We start from the raw sequence: 21,246 nt of genomic DNA on the forward strand, positions 1-21,246 counted from the left end.
ATATATAGTTTTAGCATCAGGACGAACGTTCCGCCCAGAACGCCCGCTCCGCTCGAGCCACGACGGACTGAATCGGCTCACCTGTCTCGGCGGCGACGGCCGCGGCGTCGTCGTACTCCGCGCTCGCATCGTAGACATCGCCGGCCTCGTCGCTCGCCACCTTGACCGTCACCTCGTAGGCGTCGCCGCCGACTTCGAGACTCACCGTCTCGAACCCGCGCCGGGCGATCCAGCGGTGGGTGACGCCGGCGTCGCGGATTCCGAGCGTTCCCGTCTCCTCGGCGAGCCTCCGGGCAACGCGTTCCCTGTCGGCGGGTCTGCAGATCACCTTGACCAGGTGGCCCGGCCGGGACTTCTTCATGGTGACTGGGCCGATGGAAACGTCTCGAGCGCCCGCGTCCGAGAGCGTCTCCTGGAGGCCGCCGAGCACTTCGGGGGTCGCGTCGTCGAGATTCGTCTCCAGGACGGCGATGTCCTCGCGCTGGAGGGTCCCGCGAGTCGTCCCGACCAGCGCGCGGAGAACGTTCGGGTGCGGATCGAGGTCGTAGCCACCGGCGCCGTAGCCTGCGTTTTCGACGTTCATCGTCGGCAGAGTCTCGATTCCCTCGGCGACGTGGGCAAGGATAGCGGCCCCCGTCGGTGTCAGTAGTTCCGCCTCGACCGGGCCGCCGGAGAGTTCCCAGTCGGCCCGCTTTACTATGTCCAGGACGGCTGGGGCGGGGATTGGGTACTCGCCGTGGCTCATCGAGACGGTGCCGCCGCCGGCCGAGATGGGTGTCGTGACGACGCGGTCGACCTCGAGGTCGTGTATCAGTAGTACGGTACCGACGACGTCCGCGATGGCGTCGTCGGCGCCCACCTCGTGGAAGTGGATCGACTCGATGTCGGTTCCGTGGACGGCGGCCTCCGCTTCGCCGAGTCGTTCGAAGATGGCGAGGGCGTCGGCTTCGACCGGCTCCTCGAGGCCCATGTTTCGGACGATGTCGCAGACCTCGAGGTAGCTCCGGTGAGGGCCGTGGCCTTCGGCGTGGACGTGGCCGTCAGCTTCGTGATCGTGATGGTGGTCGTGGTCGTCTCCGTGGCTGTGGTCGTGATGGTGATAGTGGCCGTTTCCGTGGCCGTGGTCGTGGCTATTATCGGCGGTGTGGTCGTGATAGTGGTCGTGGCTGTTATCGGCGGTGTGGTCGTGGCCGTCTCCGTGGCTGTGGTCGTGATAGTGGTCGTGGCTATTATCGGCGGTGTGGTCGTGGTCGTGGTCGTTTCTATGGCCGTGGGCATGGCCGTGATCGTCTCCATGGTGATCGCCCGCAACCTCACTTTCGGAACCTTGCCCGTGCACACCGTCGTCCTTATATTCGTCCCCGCGCTCTACATCGTCGTGACGGGGTGCCTCGATGTGGGCGTCCTGGCTGCTGGAGGTGGGGATCACGACGTCGACCGTCGTCGCGTGAATTCCACACTTCGAGGTGCGCCCGATACGATACTCGACATCGAGCGCGCGCTCGACAGGTTCGAGGGCCGCCCGGTCAGCCCCGGCGGCGAGCAGGGCGGCGAGCAGCATGTCGCCGCTTGCGCCCATCCGGCCGTCGAAGGCGAGCAGTCTCCTGGTCATAGCTAGGACGGCGGGCAGCGTGACCAAAAACCCACGCACTCCCGCACAGGGAAAGACCGTCGTTCCGTCTCGGAAAACGACCGAGGCCGGTACATCTATGTAGCTCCCTGACTCAGTCACATATGACAGGCGCTAGCACAGGTGCGTTCGCGGTTCGTATGCGTCTGCTGTGAGCAAAACACCTATCCGACACCGAGTCGGAGTCAGGAACATCCCCGTCTACCCCAAACCATGAACGAAGTGCAACTGGAGGTCGCGAAAGCGTACCCGAACGACTCGGGCCGCGGCATCGCCCGTCTCGACCCGGACACCTTGCTTCACCTGAAGCTGAGTCCGGGCGACATCATCGAGATCGAAGGGTCGGAGACGACCGCTGCAAAGGTCTGGCGTGCGGACCGACAGGACTGGAACACGGACACCGTCCGCATCGACGGGTTCACCCGCCAGAACGCCGACGTCGGCATCGGCGAGCGCGTCACGATTCGGAAGGCCGAGGCGACGAAGGCGAACACGCTGGTGCTCGCTCCCCCGGAGGAGGCCTCCGTCCAGTTCGGCTCCGACGCCGCCGGCATGGTGAAACGCCAGATCCTCAAGCGGCCAGTCGTCGGCCACGACATCGTCCCCGTGATGAGTTCGACGAACCACCCGTTCATGCGCTCGCCGGGCCAGGCAATCCCGCTGATCGCCGTCGAAACCGATCCCGAGGGCGTCGTCCTCATCACCGAGGATACCGACGTCGAACTTCGCGAGGAGCCCATCTCGGGCTTCGAGAAGACCGGCGGCGGGATCACCTACGAGGACATCGGTGGCCTCCAGAACGAGATCCAGCGCGTCCGCGAGATGGTCGAACTGCCGATGAAACACCCCCAGATCTTCAAGAAGCTGGGAATCGAGCCCCCGCAAGGGGTGCTCCTGCACGGCCCGCCGGGGACGGGCAAGACGCTGCTCGCGAAGGCCGTCGCCAACGAGACCTCTGCCAGTTTCTTCTCCATCGCCGGCCCCGAGATCATCTCGAAGTACTACGGCGAGTCCGAACAACAGCTCCGCGAAATTTTCGAAGACGCCAGCGAGGAGTCTCCCGCGATCATCTTCATCGACGAACTCGACTCCATCGCCCCCAAGCGCGAGGACGTCACCGGCGAGGTCGAACGCCGCGTCGTCGCCCAGTTGCTGACCATGATGGACGGCCTCGAGGCTCGCGGCCAGGTGATCGTCATCGCCGCGACCAACCGCGTCGACAGCGTCGACCCCGCCCTCCGCCGGCCCGGCCGGTTCGACCGCGAGATCGAGATCGGCGTCCCGGACGAGGTCGGCCGTGAGGAGATTCTGCAGATCCACACCCGGGGTATGCCGCTCTCCGACGACGTCAACCTCTCGCACCTGGCCGACGAGACCCACGGCTTCGTCGGCGCGGACATCGAGAGTCTGACCAAAGAATCCGCGATGAAGGCCCTGCGGCGGTACCTCCCGGAGATCGACCTGGACGAGGAGGACATCCCGCCGAGCCTGATCGACCGGATGATCGTCAAGCGCGAGGACTTCCGCGGCGCTCTCGCCGAGGTCGAACCGTCGGCGATGCGGGAAGTCCTCGTCGAGTTGCCGAAGGTTAGCTGGGACGACGTCGGCGGGCTCGACGAGGCGAAAGATCAGGTCAAGGAGTCCGTCGAGTGGCCCCTGCGCGAGCCCCAGAAGTTCGAGCGGATGGGCATCGACCCACCCGCGGGCGTCTTGCTGTACGGCCCGCCGGGCACCGGAAAGACGCTCATGGCAAAGGCCGTCGCCAACGAGACCAACGCCAACTTCATCTCGGTTCGCGGCCCACAGTTGCTCAGCAAGTGGGTCGGCGAGTCCGAGAAAGCCATCCGTCAGACCTTCCGGAAGGCCCGGCAGGTCTCCCCAACGGTGATCTTCTTCGACGAACTCGACTCGCTCGCCCCCGGCCGCGGCGGCGAGGTCGGGTCGAACGTCTCCGAACGCGTCGTCAACCAGCTACTGACCGAACTCGACGGCCTCGAGGAGATGGAGGACGTGATGGTGATCGGTGCGACGAACCGCCCGGACATGATCGACCCGGCCCTCCTCCGGTCGGGCCGCTTCGACCGGCTGGTCATGCTCGGCGAACCAAACACTGAGGGTCGCGAACGAATCCTCGAAATCCACACCGACGACACGCCCCTGGCCGCGGACGTCAGCTTGCGCGAGATCGCCGAGATCACGGAGGGGTACGTGGGCAGCGACCTCGAGTCGATCGGCCGGGAGGCAGCGATCGAGGCGCTCCGCGAGGACGACGACGCCGATCTCGTCGAGATGCGCCACTTCCGGAAAGCGATGGAAAACGTGCGCCCGACGATCAACGAGGACATCCTCGAGTACTACGATCAGATCGAACAGCAGTTCAAGGGCGGTGGAAACAGGGTCGAACCCGGCACGGGTCGCCGGGGAAGTCGTATCGGGTTCCAGTAACGGACGATCGGTACGACCGGCGTAAACCGGATGCCCATCGGTCGTAATCGGCTCTTTCTCTCGAACGTCGAATCGGCTCGACTCGGTAATCACGGCTTACACGAGTGAACTAAGCCGATTCCGACGAAACGCAGTATTCGGTATTTATGCGTCCACGGTGAAGGTATTGGTGATCAGGTGACCCAATGCCAGGGCCTCGAGCGACACAGGACAGTCGCCTCGCAACCGACCAGGACGCGCCCGGAGAAGCCGCTTCCACGACCGAACGAGAAGGCGAGCACGGACCCGCGACCGAGAGCTTCGTCGACCGCCTGCGCGTCGCGAGTTTCTGGACGGCGATTGTACTGCCGATCGCGTACTTGCCGATACTGGCCATTGGTTCGGACGGGACGCGAACGGGCCTGTTCGTCACCCTCCTTGCCGTCCACCTGGTGGCGCTTTACGTTGGCCACGCGCACAATGTTGAGCGGTAGTTCGCGCTGATAGTTTCAAACGGTGCACGCTTGTAGTTGCAAGCGGTGCACGCTGGTAGTCCAAACGGAAGGTCGCCTCGCTAGTCCGCTATGCAGTCGTCAGCCACTCCCCTCTGCCGGCGTTGTCCATCCGGTTCCCGAGAATGTCCACTCACCACAAAAGTCATGGTGGCCGACTCGAATTCTCTCTATCATGGTCAATATCGATCCAACGGCCCTGGGACTCGAGTTCGGTGGCGGTGCAGCCATCGGCGCCCTCATGGGCTTCGCCGCGAAGAAAATCGCTAAACTCATCGCCGTCATCATCGGCGTCCAGCTCGTCATATTCCGGTACCTCGAATCACAGGGTATCCTCATCGTCGACTGGGGCGCGCTATCGAACGGATTGATCAAAACGTCAGAACACGCAGACCCGACCTACCTCGAGTCGCTCATCTCGACGATGTCCGTCGGGGTCGGCTTCACGGCCGGCTTCCTGATCGGATTCCGTCGCGGATAACTGACTTTTCGAATTTCGTGCGTCGAACGATCGCTACCGCGTGCTCAACTCACCCTTATCGCTGACGATCTGTGTTTCCGCTTCGCCGCTCGTATTTTCGTTAACGACGTCGTAGAAGTCGTTTTGCAACCCGGCCGGGAACGTGATGACGCCGATCCAGGAGCCGTCCGGTTGCCACTCCTCGCGCTCGAGGTCGCCGTACTGGCGAATCTTTGCCTGGGCACTTCCGGCGTACTCCGGGGGAATCTGGACGGCGATGGTGATCTCCTCGAATCGGATTGGGATCACGGGGCGAAGGGCGTCGAGGGCGTCGTCGACCTGTTCGCTCGCCGGTTCCATCGGATCGACCGTAAATCCGGCCTCTTCGAGGGCGTTTTCGATCCGCTCGGGAGGGTGGGGCGCGTCGTCCATCTGCGGGTTGATGGCGTTTCGCGCGATGGTCGTAATCAGTTCCTTTCGCTTCTGTTCTTGCATCTCCCGGCGCTGTTCGGCCGTGATCTGGATCTCTCCACGTTTGATTACCTCGGGTATGATCTCGAGGGGATCCGTGGTGTCGAACACGTCCTCGAGGTCGTTCTCGGCCGGCCGGTCACCCGTCGAGGCGTTGTCGAAGACGTCCTCCGCGGCGATGACGTCCTCTAAGTCGCCGTCGAACTCGCCGCGTTTGATCGTCAGTGCCGCGTCAGGGTCGACAAGCACTTCGAAGCGCGCACCGTGTGACTCGAGTCGCGCGGTGACTGCCTCGTCGAGCGATATCATATCCGAAGATATCCGCGGGCGGTTACAAGAGTGTTTCCCGTCGGGCGGTGATGGGATCGGGGTCGGGGTCGGGGCTAGGACACCGTTGCCGATGGTCGCGTTCGCGGTAGCGAAGATTACTCCTCGCCGTCGGTCTCGTCTTCGTCGTCGCCCTCGTCGAGCAGTTCGTTCTCCACGAGGTACTCCTCGATGCGGTCGTCGTCGAACTGGACGAACGACTCCGTCTCGGCGTCGATCGTCGCCAGGCCCACTTCGGTGGGGAGGAGGGAGTCGTCGTTGACCGACGCGAGCGCCTCGAGCGCGAGCGCGACGCCGCTGTCGAGGTCCGCCTCCTCGTCGTAGTTCTCCTCCAGGAAGCCCTGGAGTTCGCCGCGTTCGGCGCCGACGGCGAGGGCTTTCCACTCGTAAGGCGTTCCCGACGGATCGGTCTCGAAGAGACGGGGTTCGCCGTTCTCGATGCCGCCGACGATGAGTGCGACGCCGAACGGGCGGGCACCGCCGACCTGGGTATACTGCTGGATGTGGTCGGTGATCTCTTTGGTCAGGCTCTCAACGCCGATGGGTTCGCCGTAGCGGAGGTGATTGACCTGCGCCCGCCGGCGGGCGAAGTCGATAAGCTGGCGAGCGTCGGCGACGTGACCGGCGCTCGCGATGCCGATGTGGTCGTCGGCCTTGTGGATCTTCTCGACGCTCGAATCCTCGAGGAGCGGCGATGGGATCCGCTTGTCGACGGCCAGGACGACGCCGCCAGCCGTTCGGATGCCGATGCTCGCGGTGCCACGTTTGACCGCCTCGCGGGCATACTCTACCTGGTAGAGTCGGCCGTCTGGCGAGAAGATCGTGATGCCGCGGTCGTACGCCTGCTGTTGGGCTTGTCCCTGCATAGTATCACGTTAACGTTAGATCGGAATCGAGGGGTGTCGTGGTGACGGTCGCGTCATCGAGTCGCGGTGAAACGGCGCCGGCACCGATTCCATCGGGCCGGGTGACTGCCCCCGGATGACCGCCATCGGCACCAGTCATCGCCACAGGATGGAAACGACGCTCGTTCGCCCGACGACTCGGTCAGCGATGTCGAACACGACGAATCTCTCTACCCGACCTTACCGGCGGCGTCCTAAATAGTTTTCTTCCTCCGGTCTCGCTTACCGCGGTCCGGGGGCGTATTTGTCTCGGGCGTTCGTCGCGAGCGTTCGTTTCCGGTGTTCATCTCGCGAGTGTTCTCCTCGGGCGTTTGTCGCGAGTGTTCGCTCGAACGTTCGTTTCCGGTGTTCGCTCGAGCGTCAAGCTCGAGAAACAGGGGCATCGTCGATCGAACGGCCCATCACAGGTGTGACTCGGCCCCCCGAATCGTTCCGCTCACGCCTCGAACGACCAGACCCAGCGACGCGCCGTCGACGCTCTGGACGCAGGCGACCGCGGCTCGAGCACGGTCGACCTCGCCGTGGCGGACGCGGATTATCGCCTCCCCGTTTCCTGCGTCGGCGTCGAACCGGAATCGGACGACCGTCAGGTCGGCGTCCGCACTCCCCGGATCGCCGAGGAGGTTCTGACCGGCGTACCAGACTTCCCGCTGGAAGGCTCGCCGACCGATGACCGCGTCGGGACGGCTCTCGAGAGCGACGGTGAGGTATCGCCACCGCGGCCGGAGGTGTTTCGGGAGGTGTTTCATGTGCAGGTGCAGCGACTCACGGCTCCTGTTTCTCGGCACGCTCGGCGACCAGGACACCGACCTGGTCGTGAACCCGTTCGACGGCCGTCAGCGAGAAGCCGGCGTCGGTGAACGCGTCTGCCAGCGTTCCGACCGTCGCCGGGTCGTCGACCGAGGGGTCGTAGAACGGCTCGCTCGGGTCCGGTTCGCCGAAGAACATCACGTCCCCGAGGACGAATCGTCGGGGCTCGAGGGCGGCGATGACGTCAATGGCCTCGCGTTTCTCGTGGTCCGCGAGGTGGTGCATGGCGAAGTTCGAGGTGACGATATCGACGGAGACGCTGTCGACGTCGGGTTCGCGGAAGGTTCCGTAGTCGAAAGAGACGTTCTCGAGGCCGCGTTCCTCCGCTTTCGCGCGCGCTTCGTCCATCATGCCTTCGCTGATGTCCCGGCCGATCACAGCCTCGGCGTCGGACGCGAGCGAGAGGGCGATCGCCCCGGTTCCGGCGCCGAGGTCGAGGATCGTCTCGTCGGATTCGGGGGCCGCGTGTTCGATAACCAGATTCGCGCACGCGCGGTATTCGTCGCTCTTCGAGTCGTCGTACTCACTCGCCTTCTCGTCGAATCGAGCCGCGTGATCCGCGACGCTTCGTTTCATATCGTCCACGTTCGACCCCCGGTTCAATGAACGAATCGGACTGGATCCGTCGGTTGCGCGCCACCAGTCGTCCCCACTCCGCGAGACCGTCGACGATCCACTCGCGGTCGAAGCCGAGTTCGACGCCGAGCGCGCAGAGTTCCCTCGGCGCCCGTACCTCGAGTGGCCCCTCGGGATCGCCGCTGACGACGTACGGCGCGTCGTAGTAGTCGACGATCTCCCGGAGTTTGCGAAGCGACTGGACGGCCCGAACCCGCCGGCCACCCGTGGTCCGGAGGACGTCCGCGAAGGAGAACTCGAGGCGAACGCCGTTGGCCGCGGCCGCTTTCACCAGGACGTGGTTGACGTCGCCAGAGCCGTCCATCGGGTGCGCGAGCACGTCGACTTTGTCGGTTTCGACGGCGAACCGATTGAGCGCGTTCGTGCCGCCGTGGATCGCCAGGATCGTGTACTGCGGTCGGTAGTTCCCCACCGAACCGCTGGCCTGGTGGGGATCGTTGGCCCGGATTTCGATGCCGTCGACGACGTCGATGCCGTGCTCGTCAGCCAGATCTTGGGCGTCGAACTCGAGTCTCGAGCCGTCGTGGTTTCGAACGACCACGCCCTCGAAGCCGTAGCTCGCGGCAGTTTCGGCGACGCGAGAGACGGTCTCGGCGTCCGTTTCGACTCCATCGGCGTCGGCGTCGACGCGAACGGCCTCGTACATACGCAACTCGAGGGACGGCGGTGACTTGTGGTTTGCGACCGCATACGTGGAGAACTGCCACTGATGAGAACAGCTCTGGACGACCGACGTGGCCGGACGCGGGGCTCGAGCACTGCGAGAGTCCCGCGTTTCGGGAAGGGCAGGCACCGCACGAAATTGTACCGCGAGCGAAGAATGAGCGAGCGGGCCGACGACCGATGTGAGTAAACGGAGTGAGCGAACGAAGGGAGGAGTGCTTTTGGTCGAGCTTTTACCGAGGGACGCATCGCTGGCGGCGAAGCCGTCAGCGAAGCAAGACCGCAGCGTAAAAGGTCGGTTCTCTAGTTCAGAATACTCTGAGCGACCGTCGCGAGCTGGCCGTTGTCGGCCTCGTCGAGGCGCTCGTCGCCGATTTTGAGGCGCAGGCGCGGACGACCGACGTCGATCGGGACCTTCTCGGTGTCGATCAGGCCCATGTCTTCGAGCTTGGTCTTCGTTCGGCTGAACGTCGCCTTGCTGGCGATGCCGACGTCCTCGCCCCACTTGCTGATGTCGTAGAGCAGAGCCTCGTTCTTCGCGGCCACGAGCAGCGAGATGGTTACCTCGTCCAGGCCGTCGCCGTCGCCGCGAGCGGTCTCGAGCGAGTTGAGGATCGCCGTGAAGTCCTCCTCGGCCTCGGCGCTGATCTCGTCGGTGAGCGTCTCGCGGACGCGCGTGATCGGCGGCGTTCGGAGGTTGAAGGCGTTCGCCTCCTCCCAGCGGCCGGCGTAGGTGTCGAACGCGGCCTCGACGAACTCCTCGTCCTCGGTGACGAGGCCGCCGACGCGGTCCCCCGCGTGGACGACAGCGACGACGCTGTCCTCGGTAATGAGCAGGGAGTTTTCGGGAGCCTGATCGAGGGTTCGCAGTTCGAGGGCGCCGTCGGCAATGAGGTCGGCGGCGTTGGAGGCGACGATGAAGTCGTCCATGACGTCCTTGAGCGTGCGGTCGTCCGCGAGCATGTGGACGGTCGGGAGGTCGCCGTCGAAGGTCGTCGCGACGGTGACGAACTCGTCGATGGCGTCCCAGGACGGGTTGATCATGTATACGTCACCGGTCGTCTCCTCGAGAACTGACTCGAGGATATCGTCAATCTGGTGGTTGAGTAAATTCGAAGCCATGCGTATACACAAGTAATTGATCGCCAACTACTTAATATTGTTGGCCCAAATTCTGCCAAACCTTGTGGTTAACGTCCAGATGAGGTGATTTTTGTCGCTTTTCTCGGCATTTCTTTCGATCGACCGAGAGTTTAGCTAGCAAACCACATACAGAAAGCCGTCAGGCACCGTTCCGTGCTGAAGTTCCATCGTCAGTAACAGAGAGTCGTATGTCTGTGCTAGATAGTCACACAATAGCAACAGTTAACTCCCCTGAATGCCATTCCTGTTGTCGTATGGGTGTCACGGATACGCGACCGTGGGGACGAGAGCGAGGAGCCCCCGAACAGCCAATCCAGGAGCACGAGACGACGACCGACGCGTCCAGTCGGATCAGCACTTACGGAGGCCCTTGACCGTCGAACTCGCCGGCGAGTTCGGTCGACCAGTAGACGTCACCGTCGTAGATAACCGCGACGTTCGATTCCGCGAGAAATGCCGCTAGTTCTGCTTCATCGAGCGTGAACGTCGCCGGCGAACCACAGAGATAGCTGTACTCGTTGTCGGCTGCATGCGGAAAGTAGTAGAGGCCGTTGACCCGCGTGGAGTAACACTCGAGTTCAAGCAGGTACCGGCCGTCCTCGAGTCGGTCGATGGTCGCCGTCGTTGGCAACTCGAGGTTGCCGCCCGTCAGCGCGTGCGTGCCGTCGCCGACGACGGCGTAATCTTTTCCCATCATGATCCGTCGCCGGGCGAGTCGCATCGCGCGCTCGAAGCTAAAGCCGTGGACGAGGAGTTTCGCGAACGTCGCGCCGACCTTCAGCGCGTGGTCGTTGAGCACCTGCGTGAACGTCACCGCCCCCGCGACGCTCCCGCGCTCGATGAGTCCCATCCCTTCGTAGTACGAGCCACAGGCGTTGAGGAAGAACGTCTCGACGCGACACTGCTCGAGGCTCGAGACCGAGAGCGATCCGTCCGGGCACCGAAACCCGCCGGTTTCGCAGTGGCCGATGTAGTGGACGAACGCGTGGTCGTCCTCGAGCAGTCGCGCGAGCGCGTCGGTCGTGAGGTGTTCCTGGACGCGAACGTCGAGGGAGAGTTCCTCCGCTCGCTGTTGATAGATTTCGGCGACCCGTTCGCGTTCACCAGCCATTTCGGGATCGTTCAGGACGACGCGGATCGACGTCGACTCTGTGTCGCGCTCGAGGAACTGGAGGCGGTTCCGGTAGGCGCCGACGGTCGATTTGAACACGTCGATGGGGACGCCGTCTGCGAGCCAACCGTGGACGCGTCCGCCCCGAAGTTCCGGTTTGACGATGTTGACGGAGGCGACCTTCCCGGCCCCGGACGGCCCGCTGCGGTAGAAGTCGGTGAGCGAGCGCTCGACCAGTTCTCGTCCCTCGAGCGTCGACGTCCTGGGCGTGAAGATCAGGCTGAGGCGATCGAGCAGATGGGGAATCGCCTCGACGCTCGCCGCGTTCGGTTCGACGTACGTCGAGAGGTGCCACTCCGGCAGCCGGTGTTTGACCGCTGCATACGGAACGTCGAGGTACGTCGACAGTCGCTCCTGGGGCGTCGCGTGGTACAGTCGCTCCGCGTCGAGGTCGAGGACATCGAGCAGGCTCGATTCCGCGAGCGTGGTGCCGTAGGGACCGGCGTTGCGAACGAGACAGTCCAGGAAGAACCACTGCCGCAGGCACTGTTCGACGTCCCGCTCGAGGTCGGGCATCGGCGCGAGTTCGTGTTCGCGGGCGACCGACGGGAGGCGAATGCGTGGTGTCGCGTCGGGTTCGGTCCTGACCGCCGCCTGCAGGTAGTACGCGAGTGGCGCCGTCACGAACAGCGTGTCGTAACACGGCGGGACGACGAGTTCGATGTCGGACTGGGACGCCTGCTCGAGGACGGCGTCGGGTGCCGAAAACGTGGGGCCGGTCTCGAGCAGCGGCGGATGACCGCGGAGCGTCGGGTACGTACGATCGGGTGAGTCGGTCTTGATCGACGACGAGAGCGCGGAGAGGCCGCGAGCGAATCCGGCGGGCGTGTCGGGAATCGTGATCGTCTCGGCCGGCAGCTCGTGACGGCTCCGGAAGCCCAGGATGGTTCGCGTGCGCTCGGGGAAGGAGACGACCAGCGAGGAATAGTCCGGCGCGCGCTGGACGACCGCCTCCCCCGAGAACCGAAGGTAGGTCTTGATGCCCGTGTCGATGTCGAGGACGTACTCACCGGGCGGAAGCGTCATCGAGTGTTGATCCGGTTCGAGGTGGAATCGTTCGTCTCGGCCGAGCGAGAACGCGTAGACGACGGCGTGCGGGAAGCGAAACGCGGTTGCCGTCACCGCGACGGTGTCGTCGACCGGCCGCGAGATGTCCGGACCTGGGCCTTCGACGTCGAGGCCGATCCCCTGCACGTGGAGTTCGGCGTTGTCTGCGTCGACCACTCGCAGGTGGGTGTCGTCGTCGGCCACCTCCCACTCTATCATTCGAGTTATTGAATCTCCGCCCGTGAAGTTAGTTGTATCGCCTTACCAGTTGTATATCTTTCATATCCTCCTCGTCTCCGCCGCACAGTTTCGAGCGTTCGACATCGAGAACGGTTGCGGCCCACGTTGCCGGGGAAAGGTACACTTATACAGCGTCCGGGCGCCACTGGAAATATGGACCACGACCACGTCCGAGCCGTCGACCCCGCCGTCGCCGACGCGCTCGAAGGTGAGATCGAACGACAGCAGGACACGCTGTCGATGATCGCCAGCGAGAACCACGTCAGCCGCGCCGTTCTCGACGCCCAGGGGAGCGCGCTCACGAACAAGTACGCCGAGGGCTACCCCGGCGCGCGCTACTACGGCGGCTGTCGGTACGCCGACGAGGTCGAACAGCTCGCCATCGACCGCGCGACGGAACTCTTCGACGCCGAGCACGTCAACGTCCAGCCCCACTCGGGCACCCAGGCCAACCAGGCCGTCTACTTCGCGATGCTCGAGCCCGGCGACAAGATCCTCTCGCTCGACCTGACCCACGGCGGCCACCTAAGTCACGGCCACCCGGCGAACTTCACCGGCCAGCTCTACGAGGTCGAGCAGTACGAGGTCGACCCGGACACCGGCTACCTCGACTACGACGGGCTCGCCGACCACGCCGCCGAATTCGAACCGGACGTCATCGTCTCCGGATACTCCGCGTACCCACGCGAGGTCGAGTGGGAGCGCATCCAGGACGTCGCCGAGGAGGTCGACGCGCTCCACCTCGCCGACATCGCCCACATCACGGGACTCGTGGCCGCGGGCGTCCACTCCTCGCCCGTCGGCATCGCGGACTTCGTGACCGGCTCGACCCACAAGACGATTCGTTCCGGACGGGGCGGCATCGTCATGACGAGCGAGGAGTACGCCGATGACGTCGATTCCGCCGTGTTCCCCGGCGGCCAGGGCGGCCCGCTCATGCACAATATCGCCGGCAAGGCCGTCGGCTTCGGCGAGGCGCTCGAGCCCGAGTTCGAGACCTACGCCGAACGGACGGTCGCCAATGCGAAGGCCCTCGGCGAGACGCTTGCCGACCACGGGTTCTCGCTGGTTTCGGACGGCACCGACAACCACCTCGTGCTCGTAGACCTCCGAGAGTCCCACCCCGATACGACCGGTGGCGACGCCGAAGAGGCGCTCGAGGATGCCGGCATCGTCCTCAACGCGAACACCGTCCCCGGCGAGACGCGCTCGGCGTTCAACCCAAGTGGCATCCGGGCGGGGACCCCGGCGCTGACGACCCGTGGCTTCGACGAGGACGACCTGCGGACCGTCGGCGACCTCATCGCGCGCGTGATCGATTCGCCTGACGACGAGGACGTGATCGCCGACGTGAGCGAGTCGGTCGACGAGCTCTGTGCGGCGAACCCGCTCTACGAGTAGGTCGCCGGAGGAAAGGAGGGCGTCCGAGGAAGCCACGTTTTGTCAATTCGTACTGGGTCCTCGAGAGGGGGCGATCGGACGTATTTTTGGCTCGTAACTCGAGAGAACTCACGGATTGATCTCACGGATTGATCTCACGGACCGATCTGTGAAACGAGGAGAAAGCAGGTGAGATGATCGCAGTTCTGGCGACTCGACGATTAGCTCAGGATCGCGTTTTTGAAGCGGAGATACCCAACGCTGACCGGAACGATGATCCAGAGGGCCACGATGATCCACGCGAACCAATTTTCGAGGTAGAATGGGACGTCACCCGCGACACGACCAGCAGCGGTGAAATCGAGACCCTCCGCCCCTACAATCTCGATGAGGGTCAGCGCGATCGCAGTCAATGCCTGTCCGGGGCTTAGCCGAAGAACGAAGAGGTACCAGACAGGTAGTCCGTCGAATCCAGGCAAGCTTCCCTCGAGGACCCAGTACGTGCCCATCAGGACGAACTCCCAGAGGAAGTCGAAGAGGACGAAGAACACCAGAACGCCCGCCAGTGCTTTCGCTCGAGAACTGACGCTGGCCGAGATACCCACGGCCACCGACACGTAGACGAGACCCATAACCAGCGAGAAGACCAGGAGGCCGAGGTAATCTGCAACGACGAAGCCGTCGTACAGCGCACCGATTACGACCGCGCCGACGAGGAAACCGATTAGGGTCGGAACTGCGACGACGCCGGCGCGTCCGATGACCTTCCCGAGAATCACGTCGCGACGGGTATTTGGGAGACCCAGGAGGAAACGAATGCTCCCCGATTCGCGTTCGCTCACAATCGCCTGGTAGCCGACGACTAACCCGATGATCGGGATGAGTAAGGCGATCGGCGTGAAGAGGAAGTAAAGCGCCTCCGCGAACGTCGGCGTCGTCCCTTCGGCAAGCAGGTATGGGATCGCCGATACGCCGGCAACGAGCAGAACTAACAGGACGGTGAGCGCCCACAACATCATCGATCGGCCGGCGTCGGAGAAGTCCTTGCTGGCGATGTGCATCCAGCTCATGCGTTGACCTCCGCCGAATTGGCGTTCTCGAGTCGGCCGGAATCCGACGTCGTGAGCACGGCGAACAGTTCCTCGAGCGACGGTTCCTTCGAGGTGATGTCGGTGATCTTCACCCCTCGTTCCTCGACGGCGTTGATGATGGCCGCTTTCTGGTCCGAATCTTTCAGGCTGACGACGATATCGGTTCCCGAGACCCGTGCGTCGGAGACGCTCGCCATGGACTGAAGGGAGGAGAGGATTCCGTCCGGCACCGTATCGACGGTGAGGACGAGCCGTGATTCGGCGTCGAACTGCTCTTTCAGCGTCTCGATCGTGTCTTCGGCGACGAGCTGACCGTCGCGCATAATCCCGACCCGATCACAGATCGCTTCCACCTGTTCCATGATGTGACTCGAGAAGAACACCGTCGCGCCGCGGTCGACTTCCTCGAGGATGATCTGGCGCATCTCCCGGGCGCCGTTCGGGTCCAGTCCCGACGAGGGCTCGTCGAGGATGAGGAGGTCGGGCTCACCGACGAGCGCCATCGCGAGTGCCACGCGCTGTTTCATCCCGGTCGAAAAGCCACCTGCCTTCCGATCAGCGGCCTCCTGGAGTCCGACTCGTTGGAGTAGTGCATCGGGATCGTCAGCTGCGCCTTTCGTGTCGATGGCGAACTGGACGTGCTTTCGCGCGGTTAATCGGTCGTACATGCCGAAGTCTTCCGGGAGGACGCCGGTCGCCTGTCGGATAGCGAGCGAATCGTCGACAATGTCGTGACCGAGAACCGTCGCGGTTCCGGACGTCGGCGGGGTAAACCCGAGGAGCATGTTGATCGTCGTCGACTTCCCCGCTCCGTTCGGGCCGAGGAAGCCGTACACTTCACCTCTCCTGACCTCGAGGTCGAGCTCGTTCACGGCCGTGACGTCGCCGAATTGTCGTGTGAGCGAATTTATTTGAATTGCGACCATAGTATCGTCAGTATCTAAACAAAGTACATGGACAAATAGTTTTAGCTATCGATCGCTGAATTTCGCTTCAGATACCGTGGTTACCGTTTCACCCCCACCCCCATCCCCCATCTCCCATCCTCCTATCCTCTTTTGGAAACAGTCTCAAGTTCGTTCGTTTCGAGGAGGCAGTCTCGAGTTCGTTCGGTCAGGGAGTGTTCGCCGTCTTCACCTTTCAATCCGTCGAGCAAACGGTACCGTCGTCAGTATCTCGAACGAAAAACGGAAACGGGCCGACTCGTGGAAACGCATACGCCCCTGGTCGCTCTGACCGTCCACTCCTCGGCTGTCGAAGCACCAAGACGTTTGTACACGCTCGTTGAACCGTCTTCGAGTGAACAGTCTCGAGATCGGTCTCAGGTTGCTCGCCGGGGCTGGATTAATTCTGGTGAACGCCTACTTCGTCGCCACCGAGTTCGCGCTCACTCGCGTCAGGCAGTATCCTGAGTCGGAGTTCGACACACCGGGACTTCGACGGGCGTGGGAGATGACGGAGGACCTCGAGTTCTACCTGACGACCTGTCAGATCTGGATTTCGGGGACCAGTATCGCGCTCGGAATTGTCGCCGAACCGGGGCTGGCGGCCATCTTCGAACCGGTCTTCCAGAACTCGTTTCTCGCGTCCGTCGGCGCCGGTTCCCTGCTGGCGTTCTTCATCATCAACATGATCCACCTCACCCACGGCGAGCAGACGCCGACCTACCTCGGCGTCGAACGCTCGAAACAGGTCGCACGGTACGGAGCCGGGCCACTGTACTGGTTCGCGTGGGTGATCTCTCCGCTGATCGCCGTTGGCGACAGGACGGCGAAGGCGACGCTCAAACTCTTCGGGGTGGAGATGACCGGCGCCTGGCTCGAGGCCGAAACCGAGCGAATCGAGACGCGCGCCGAACTCCACCGGGAACTCGGCTCCGTCCTCGAGCAAGGCGAACTGTCCAGGGAACGCCGAGAGGAGGTCTTCAACGCCCTTGCCGTCGACGAACTACGGGTGAGCGACGTCATGACCGACCGAGAGGACATCGTCTTCCTCTCGACGGATGTCTCGGTCGCCGAGAACCTCGAGCGGATGGGATCGAGCCCACACACGCGATTCCCACTGGTCGAAGGGGACCTCGAGCGATACGTCGGGATCGTCTACGTGCCGACGGTCGTCGATCGGATCGATTCGCTTCGCTCGGGCGAAACCTCGTTCGAGGACATCTCCACGCCGCCGATGTCGCTCGCGCCCGACACGCCGGTGAGCGAGGCAATCGACGAATTGCAGGCCGAGAACCAGGAACTGGGGCTCGTTCAGACGGGTGTCGGGGGTTCAGATGGAGAGTCGGTCGAGGCTGACGCATCCGCAGCTGATGAATCGGTCGAGGCTGACGCATCCGCGGGCGACGGCCGCCCGTCTCGAGAGAGCGACTCCGTCGGAGAGAACGCTGCCGAACCGTCGGAACGAATCGACGGGTTGATGACCGCGACCGACGCCCTCGAGGCGATCGTTGGCGCATTCGACGACCCGCTCGAGACGGATGAGTTCCAGGTCGGCGACGTAAAGTCTTCGCGTAGACGTGGATAGAGAGGGGGATAGAGTCGGGAATAGACACGAGGGTAGAGACGCGAATAGCGTCGTTAGATTAGCGGTGGGTCGAACTCCAGCGGTCCAGTTTGCCACACGTCAATAGCAGTTCATCGGATCGCAGTAGCAGTTCGTCAAATCTCGGTAGCCGTTCGTCGACATCGATCCCAAACCCCCTTCTGAAAACGCCTCACAGTTATGGCCGTCCCGGTCGAACTCCACCCCATGTACGACTTCCTCCTCGTCCCGGTCGACGGGAGTGACGCGTCGTCTGTCGCGCTCGAGTACGCCCTCGAAATCGCGGCCGACCACGACGCGACGGTCCACCTGCTGTACGTGGCGGACACGAACAAGCCGAGTCACGTTCGATACGAAGCCAACGTCGTCGACGTGCTCGAAGACGCCGGCGAGGACGTCCTGCAGGACGCGCGCGAGCGGGCCGAGGTCCACGGCGTCTCGACCGTCACCGACACGATACAGGGTCAGCCGCGGACGGTCATCACCGAGGCGGCCGCCGAGGACGTCGTCGACCTCGTCGTGATGGGGACGAGCGGTGAACGCAGTCTGACTGAACACGTCCTCGGGAGCGTTACCGAACACGTCGTCAACGCCAGCGACGAGCCGGTTCTCGCGGTTCGAGCGGCCAGCGACGCGAGCAAACCGTACCCCTACGAAAACGTGCTCGTGCCGACAGACGGCAGCGAACACGCGGAACGTGCCCTCGAGTTGGCGGGCGAGATCGTGCGCGAACACTGTGCCACGCTCCACGTCCTCACGGTCGTCCAGGACTCGCTGTTCGGCATCGGAGCGGATTCGTCGGACGAAACCACGACAGCGTCGCGTGACCGCGCTCGAGACGCGCTGTCCGAAACGGCCGAGACGATGCGCTCGGCCGGCGTCGACGAGGTGACGACGACGGTTGAATCGGGATCCGTCCCGCAAGCGATTCGCTCGTACGCGGTCGAACACGGGATTGACCTGATCGCGATGGGGACGCACGGACGGTCCGAACTCGATCAACGCCTGCTCGGCTCCAGGACCGAGCGCATGCTTCGAATTACGCCGGTCCCGGTGCTCACGACGTCACGTCCGGGTTCGATCAATGACCAGTAGACACAATGGGTGCGTTTCTCGGCCACCTGTAGACACAATGGGTGCGTTTCTCGGCCACCTGTAGATACAGCAGGTGCGTATCACGACCGCCAGTAGACACAACAGGTACGTATCTCCAATCCGAACCGATCACCGACGATGAGTCTCCTCGAGAACCTGACGCTGGTATTCGTCGCCGGATTCGTAACTGCCCTCGCAACCGGGCTTGGAGCGCTCCCATTTTTCTTCTTCGACGAGATTAGCGACCGTCACAACGTCGTGCTCTGGGGACTCGCGTCCGGGATCATGGTCTCGGCATCGGTGTTCGGCCTCATCGAGGAGGGGCTGGCCGAGGGGACCGCCCTCGAAATTGTGGCGGGGATGCTGGTCGGAGTCCTCCTCGTCGTCTTGGCCCATAACGTGCTCCTCGACGCGGATCTCGACCCTCGAGAGTACGAGGAGGCCGACTTCAAAAAGCTCGTGCTCATCCTCGGCATTCTAACGGTACACAGCTTCCCGGAAGGAATCGCCGTCGGCGTCTCGTTCGCCGACCTCGGCCTCGAGGGCGGGATCGGGTTCCTGGGGTTCACCGTCCCGCTCCTGGCGGTGTTCATGACGATTGCCATCTCGATTCACAACATCCCGGAGGGTACGGCCATTTCGATTCCGCTGAAGTCGATGGGAGTCAGCCGCTGGAAGATGGTCTGGTGGGCCGTCTTCTCGAGTCTCCCCCAGCCAATCGGGGCTGTCATCGCCTTCGCGTTCGTCCAGGTAGCCCGGGACTTCCTCCCGTTCGGATTCGGGTTCGCCGCGGGTGCGATGATCTACCTCGTCGTGAGCGAATTCATTCCCGAAGCGCTCGACATCGGCTCTGGGTTGCCACGCGGCGGAAAACCGGAGCTAGCTGGCGGGATCATCGCGGGCGTCCTGGTGATGGTTCCCCTGGCGTTCATCTGACCGCGGCACTATCGGTTCCGATCGTCCTCGAGTCGAGTTCGTCGCGTTTCGAACTCCTCCTCGGAGAGATTGCCGCGGGCGTACGCCAGGCGCAATTCCTCGAGAGCAGGGTCGGTTTCGCCACCTCGAGAGGTAAGCGCTCTGTAGAGTAGGTAGCCACTTGCGACGACGATAGCGAGCAACAGGGCCCACATCGCGAGCCAGGACCACGGCATCCCCGTTCCGTCCCACGGACCACTACCCATGTGTCCGCCACCCCACATGCCCATCGCCGGCCAGAAGATGGCCATCGCGACGAACGGGACGAGTACGAGGATGGCGAGGAGGATGAGCAGCGATCGAACCGCGTCACTCGAAGTCATACCTCAACCTACTCCCGAACTCGTGATAAAGATTCGACCCGGCCGTCCGCGGTAGTCGCGCGTTTACCGCGATAGCACGCGGTGCCCGCGGGAACGTCGACGTCGACGTCGACGTCGGCGCCATCCATCGCCCTTCGGACTCGGTGCCCGCTGGCGAGCGTCACATTCCGATCGCCGTCTCGAGTCCGTACCCGAGCCCGAACGCCAGGACGAACGAACCGATCCAGGCGAGGACCGTCACGCCGAGTTTTCGAGGGCTGACGCCGCTGCTCCCACCCACGGCCAGTCCGCTGCCGATGATCGCGCTGACGATGATCTCGTTGAACGAGACGGGGACGCCGAGCAGGACGGCCGTCTGCGCGATCAGAAACGAGGGGACGAGCGTCGAAATCGATCGCCGCGGGCCGAGCGAGGCGTACTCCTGGGAGATCGATTTGATCATTCGCGGTGCACCCGTCCAGGAGCCCACGAGGATCCCGAGTCCGCCACCGGTGAGGATCGCCGTGGTCGAGACGGCCATCCCGCCCCCGGTTTCGACCAGTGGCAACAGTGGGCCGACCGCGAGTCCGACCTGACTCGCCCCCGCAGAGAAGGCGACGAGGGCACCGAGCGCGAGTAGGAACCGGCGAAGCCCCCCGCCGAGATCACGACTGACGTCCCAGCGGACCAGCAGGCCCACCGGAATCGCGAAAAGCGCGGTTGCGGCCCCCGTTCCGACGAGTCCCTCGAGCGGGACAAATCGGCTTCCGGCCGCCGCCAGCGTCCCGCCTGCGGACGCGAGGAACGCGAACTCGAGGTTCGCGACGACGGCGCCGACGATCACGGCGAGGATCGGCACGCTCACTCGTTCGGGGACGTCAGCGCGCGGCAGGACGCTCGCGATTCCGTAAGCGATGCCGCCACCGACGAACGGCGTCAGAACCCACAGCGCTCCGATTTCGGCGTACTTCGAGGGAACGGGCTGGCCGCCGAGGGCGAACCCGACGCCGATCACCGCGCCCGTGACGGTGAACGCGATCGCGATCGGATACCCCGTCACGATGCCAACCGCCATCAGGCTGGCGCCGATCAGGAGAACAACGATAACGGCGCTAGGCGGAAGCGTGACTCCCTGCACGAGGCCGCGGCCGACGGCGTCCGAGACGCTTCCACCCTGTGTAACTGCGCCGGCGAATCCGAGGATACCGACCACGAACGCCGCTCGCATGGTCGAGATGGCGTTCGCGCCGACCGCCGGGGCGAACGGCGTCGCACCGCTCGAGCCGGCGCCGATCACCCAGGCCATGAACAGGCTGGCGAGTGCCGCAATGCTGAAGAGTGCAATCGTCGTGAGGTCCATCGTTGGTGACGTGTGTACCGGAAATTTGGTCTCTGGCTCGAAATTTGCTCAAACGCT

General features: G+C 63.6%; 18 protein-coding genes and 1 pseudogene. 7 read left to right on the forward strand and 12 right to left on the reverse strand.

Going from position 1 to position 21,246, the window contains the following annotated elements:
* Positions 1-16: 16 nt before the first annotated feature.
* The gene (larC, locus tag NGM15_RS04700) at positions 17-1,612 is read right to left on the reverse strand and encodes a nickel pincer cofactor biosynthesis protein LarC (RefSeq protein WP_253435946.1); all 1,596 of its coding nucleotides are present in this window, start codon (positions 1,610-1,612) and stop codon (positions 17-19) included.
* 231 nt (positions 1,613-1,843) lie between these two features.
* Here larC and NGM15_RS04705 point away from each other — a divergent pair, with 231 nt between their 5' ends.
* The 3 genes from NGM15_RS04705 (at position 1,844) to NGM15_RS04715 (ending at position 5,047) form a co-directional block, all read left to right on the forward strand.
* Positions 1,844-4,075: a CDC48 family AAA ATPase gene (locus NGM15_RS04705; RefSeq protein WP_253435949.1), complete on the forward strand. Its 2,232-nt coding sequence runs from the start codon at positions 1,844-1,846 to the stop codon at positions 4,073-4,075.
* Positions 4,076-4,260: 185 nt separating this feature from the next.
* Positions 4,261-4,548 carry a DUF8028 family protein gene (locus NGM15_RS04710; RefSeq protein WP_253435952.1) on the forward strand — a complete coding sequence of 96 codons (288 nt, stop codon included), beginning with the start codon at positions 4,261-4,263 and terminating at the stop codon, positions 4,546-4,548.
* 193 nt (positions 4,549-4,741) lie between these two features.
* A complete protein-coding gene (locus tag NGM15_RS04715; protein WP_253435954.1) occupies positions 4,742-5,047 on the forward strand; it encodes an FUN14 domain-containing protein in 306 nt (101 codons plus the stop codon).
* Between the two features lie 33 nt (positions 5,048-5,080).
* On the opposite strand, the gene NGM15_RS04720 is transcribed toward NGM15_RS04715, so the two are convergent.
* From NGM15_RS04720 to NGM15_RS04750, 7 genes and pseudogenes are all read right to left on the reverse strand, one after another.
* On the reverse strand, positions 5,081-5,806 hold the full coding sequence (locus tag NGM15_RS04720) for a ribosome assembly factor SBDS (RefSeq protein WP_253435957.1): 726 nt from the start codon (positions 5,804-5,806) through the stop codon (positions 5,081-5,083).
* 116 nt (positions 5,807-5,922) lie between these two features.
* Entirely contained in the window at positions 5,923-6,690 is a 768-nt protein-coding gene (psmA, locus tag NGM15_RS04725) for an archaeal proteasome endopeptidase complex subunit alpha (protein ID WP_253435960.1), read from the reverse strand.
* 446 nt (positions 6,691-7,136) lie between these two features.
* Positions 7,137-7,478, reverse strand: a pseudogene (locus NGM15_RS04730) (Rpp14/Pop5 family protein); the annotation flags it as partial.
* A 16-nt stretch (positions 7,479-7,494) separates the two neighbouring features.
* Complete coding sequence (locus NGM15_RS04735) at positions 7,495-8,115, reverse strand: class I SAM-dependent methyltransferase (protein WP_253435963.1); 621 nt, start codon at positions 8,113-8,115, stop codon at positions 7,495-7,497.
* The gene (locus NGM15_RS04740) at positions 8,063-8,821 is read right to left on the reverse strand and encodes an RNase P subunit p30 family protein (RefSeq protein WP_253435965.1); all 759 of its coding nucleotides are present in this window, start codon (positions 8,819-8,821) and stop codon (positions 8,063-8,065) included. Before NGM15_RS04740 ends, NGM15_RS04735 begins: the two co-directional genes overlap by 53 nt.
* Positions 8,822-9,141: 320 nt before the next feature.
* Positions 9,142-9,960 (reverse strand): transcriptional regulator TbsP, encoded by an 819-nt coding sequence (gene tbsP, locus NGM15_RS04745; RefSeq protein WP_253435967.1) that lies wholly within the window; start codon positions 9,958-9,960, stop codon positions 9,142-9,144.
* A gap of 379 nt (positions 9,961-10,339) precedes the next feature.
* Entirely contained in the window at positions 10,340-12,418 is a 2,079-nt protein-coding gene (locus tag NGM15_RS04750; protein WP_253435969.1) for a hypothetical protein, read from the reverse strand.
* Positions 12,419-12,592: 174 nt separating this feature from the next.
* Here NGM15_RS04750 and glyA point away from each other — a divergent pair, with 174 nt between their 5' ends.
* Positions 12,593-13,840 (forward strand): serine hydroxymethyltransferase, encoded by a 1,248-nt coding sequence (glyA, locus tag NGM15_RS04755; RefSeq protein ID WP_253435971.1) that lies wholly within the window; start codon positions 12,593-12,595, stop codon positions 13,838-13,840.
* A gap of 200 nt (positions 13,841-14,040) precedes the next feature.
* On the opposite strand, the gene NGM15_RS04760 is transcribed toward glyA, so the two are convergent.
* Complete coding sequence (locus NGM15_RS04760; RefSeq protein WP_253435973.1) at positions 14,041-14,889, reverse strand: ABC transporter permease subunit; 849 nt, start codon at positions 14,887-14,889, stop codon at positions 14,041-14,043.
* On the reverse strand, positions 14,886-15,836 hold the full coding sequence (locus NGM15_RS04765) for an ABC transporter ATP-binding protein (RefSeq protein WP_253435975.1): 951 nt from the start codon (positions 15,834-15,836) through the stop codon (positions 14,886-14,888). The genes NGM15_RS04760 and NGM15_RS04765 overlap by 4 nt, the downstream gene beginning before the upstream one ends.
* A gap of 373 nt (positions 15,837-16,209) precedes the next feature.
* On the opposite strand from NGM15_RS04765, the gene NGM15_RS04770 reads away from it, so the two are divergent.
* The 3 genes from NGM15_RS04770 (at position 16,210) to NGM15_RS04780 (ending at position 19,488) form a co-directional block, all read left to right on the forward strand.
* Positions 16,210-17,439 carry a CNNM domain-containing protein gene (locus tag NGM15_RS04770; RefSeq protein ID WP_253435977.1) on the forward strand — a complete coding sequence of 410 codons (1,230 nt, stop codon included), beginning with the start codon at positions 16,210-16,212 and terminating at the stop codon, positions 17,437-17,439.
* Between the two features lie 225 nt (positions 17,440-17,664).
* Positions 17,665-18,552, forward strand: a complete 888-nt coding sequence (locus tag NGM15_RS04775; RefSeq protein WP_253435979.1) for a universal stress protein — start codon at positions 17,665-17,667, stop codon at positions 18,550-18,552.
* Between the two features lie 138 nt (positions 18,553-18,690).
* Positions 18,691-19,488: a ZIP family metal transporter gene (locus NGM15_RS04780; protein WP_253435981.1), complete on the forward strand. Its 798-nt coding sequence runs from the start codon at positions 18,691-18,693 to the stop codon at positions 19,486-19,488.
* Between the two features lie 8 nt (positions 19,489-19,496).
* On the opposite strand, the gene NGM15_RS04785 is transcribed toward NGM15_RS04780, so the two are convergent.
* Together NGM15_RS04785 and NGM15_RS04790 are read right to left on the reverse strand one after the other, a co-directional pair.
* Entirely contained in the window at positions 19,497-19,850 is a 354-nt protein-coding gene (locus NGM15_RS04785; protein WP_253435984.1) for an SHOCT domain-containing protein, read from the reverse strand.
* Between the two features lie 160 nt (positions 19,851-20,010).
* Entirely contained in the window at positions 20,011-21,189 is a 1,179-nt protein-coding gene (locus tag NGM15_RS04790; RefSeq protein WP_253435986.1) for an inorganic phosphate transporter, read from the reverse strand.
* Positions 21,190-21,246: the final 57 nt, after the last annotated feature.

It is taken from the genome of Natronosalvus halobius (assembly GCF_024138145.1).
In the GTDB taxonomy this organism is placed as follows: Archaea; Halobacteriota; Halobacteria; order Halobacteriales; family Natrialbaceae; genus Natronosalvus; species Natronosalvus halobius.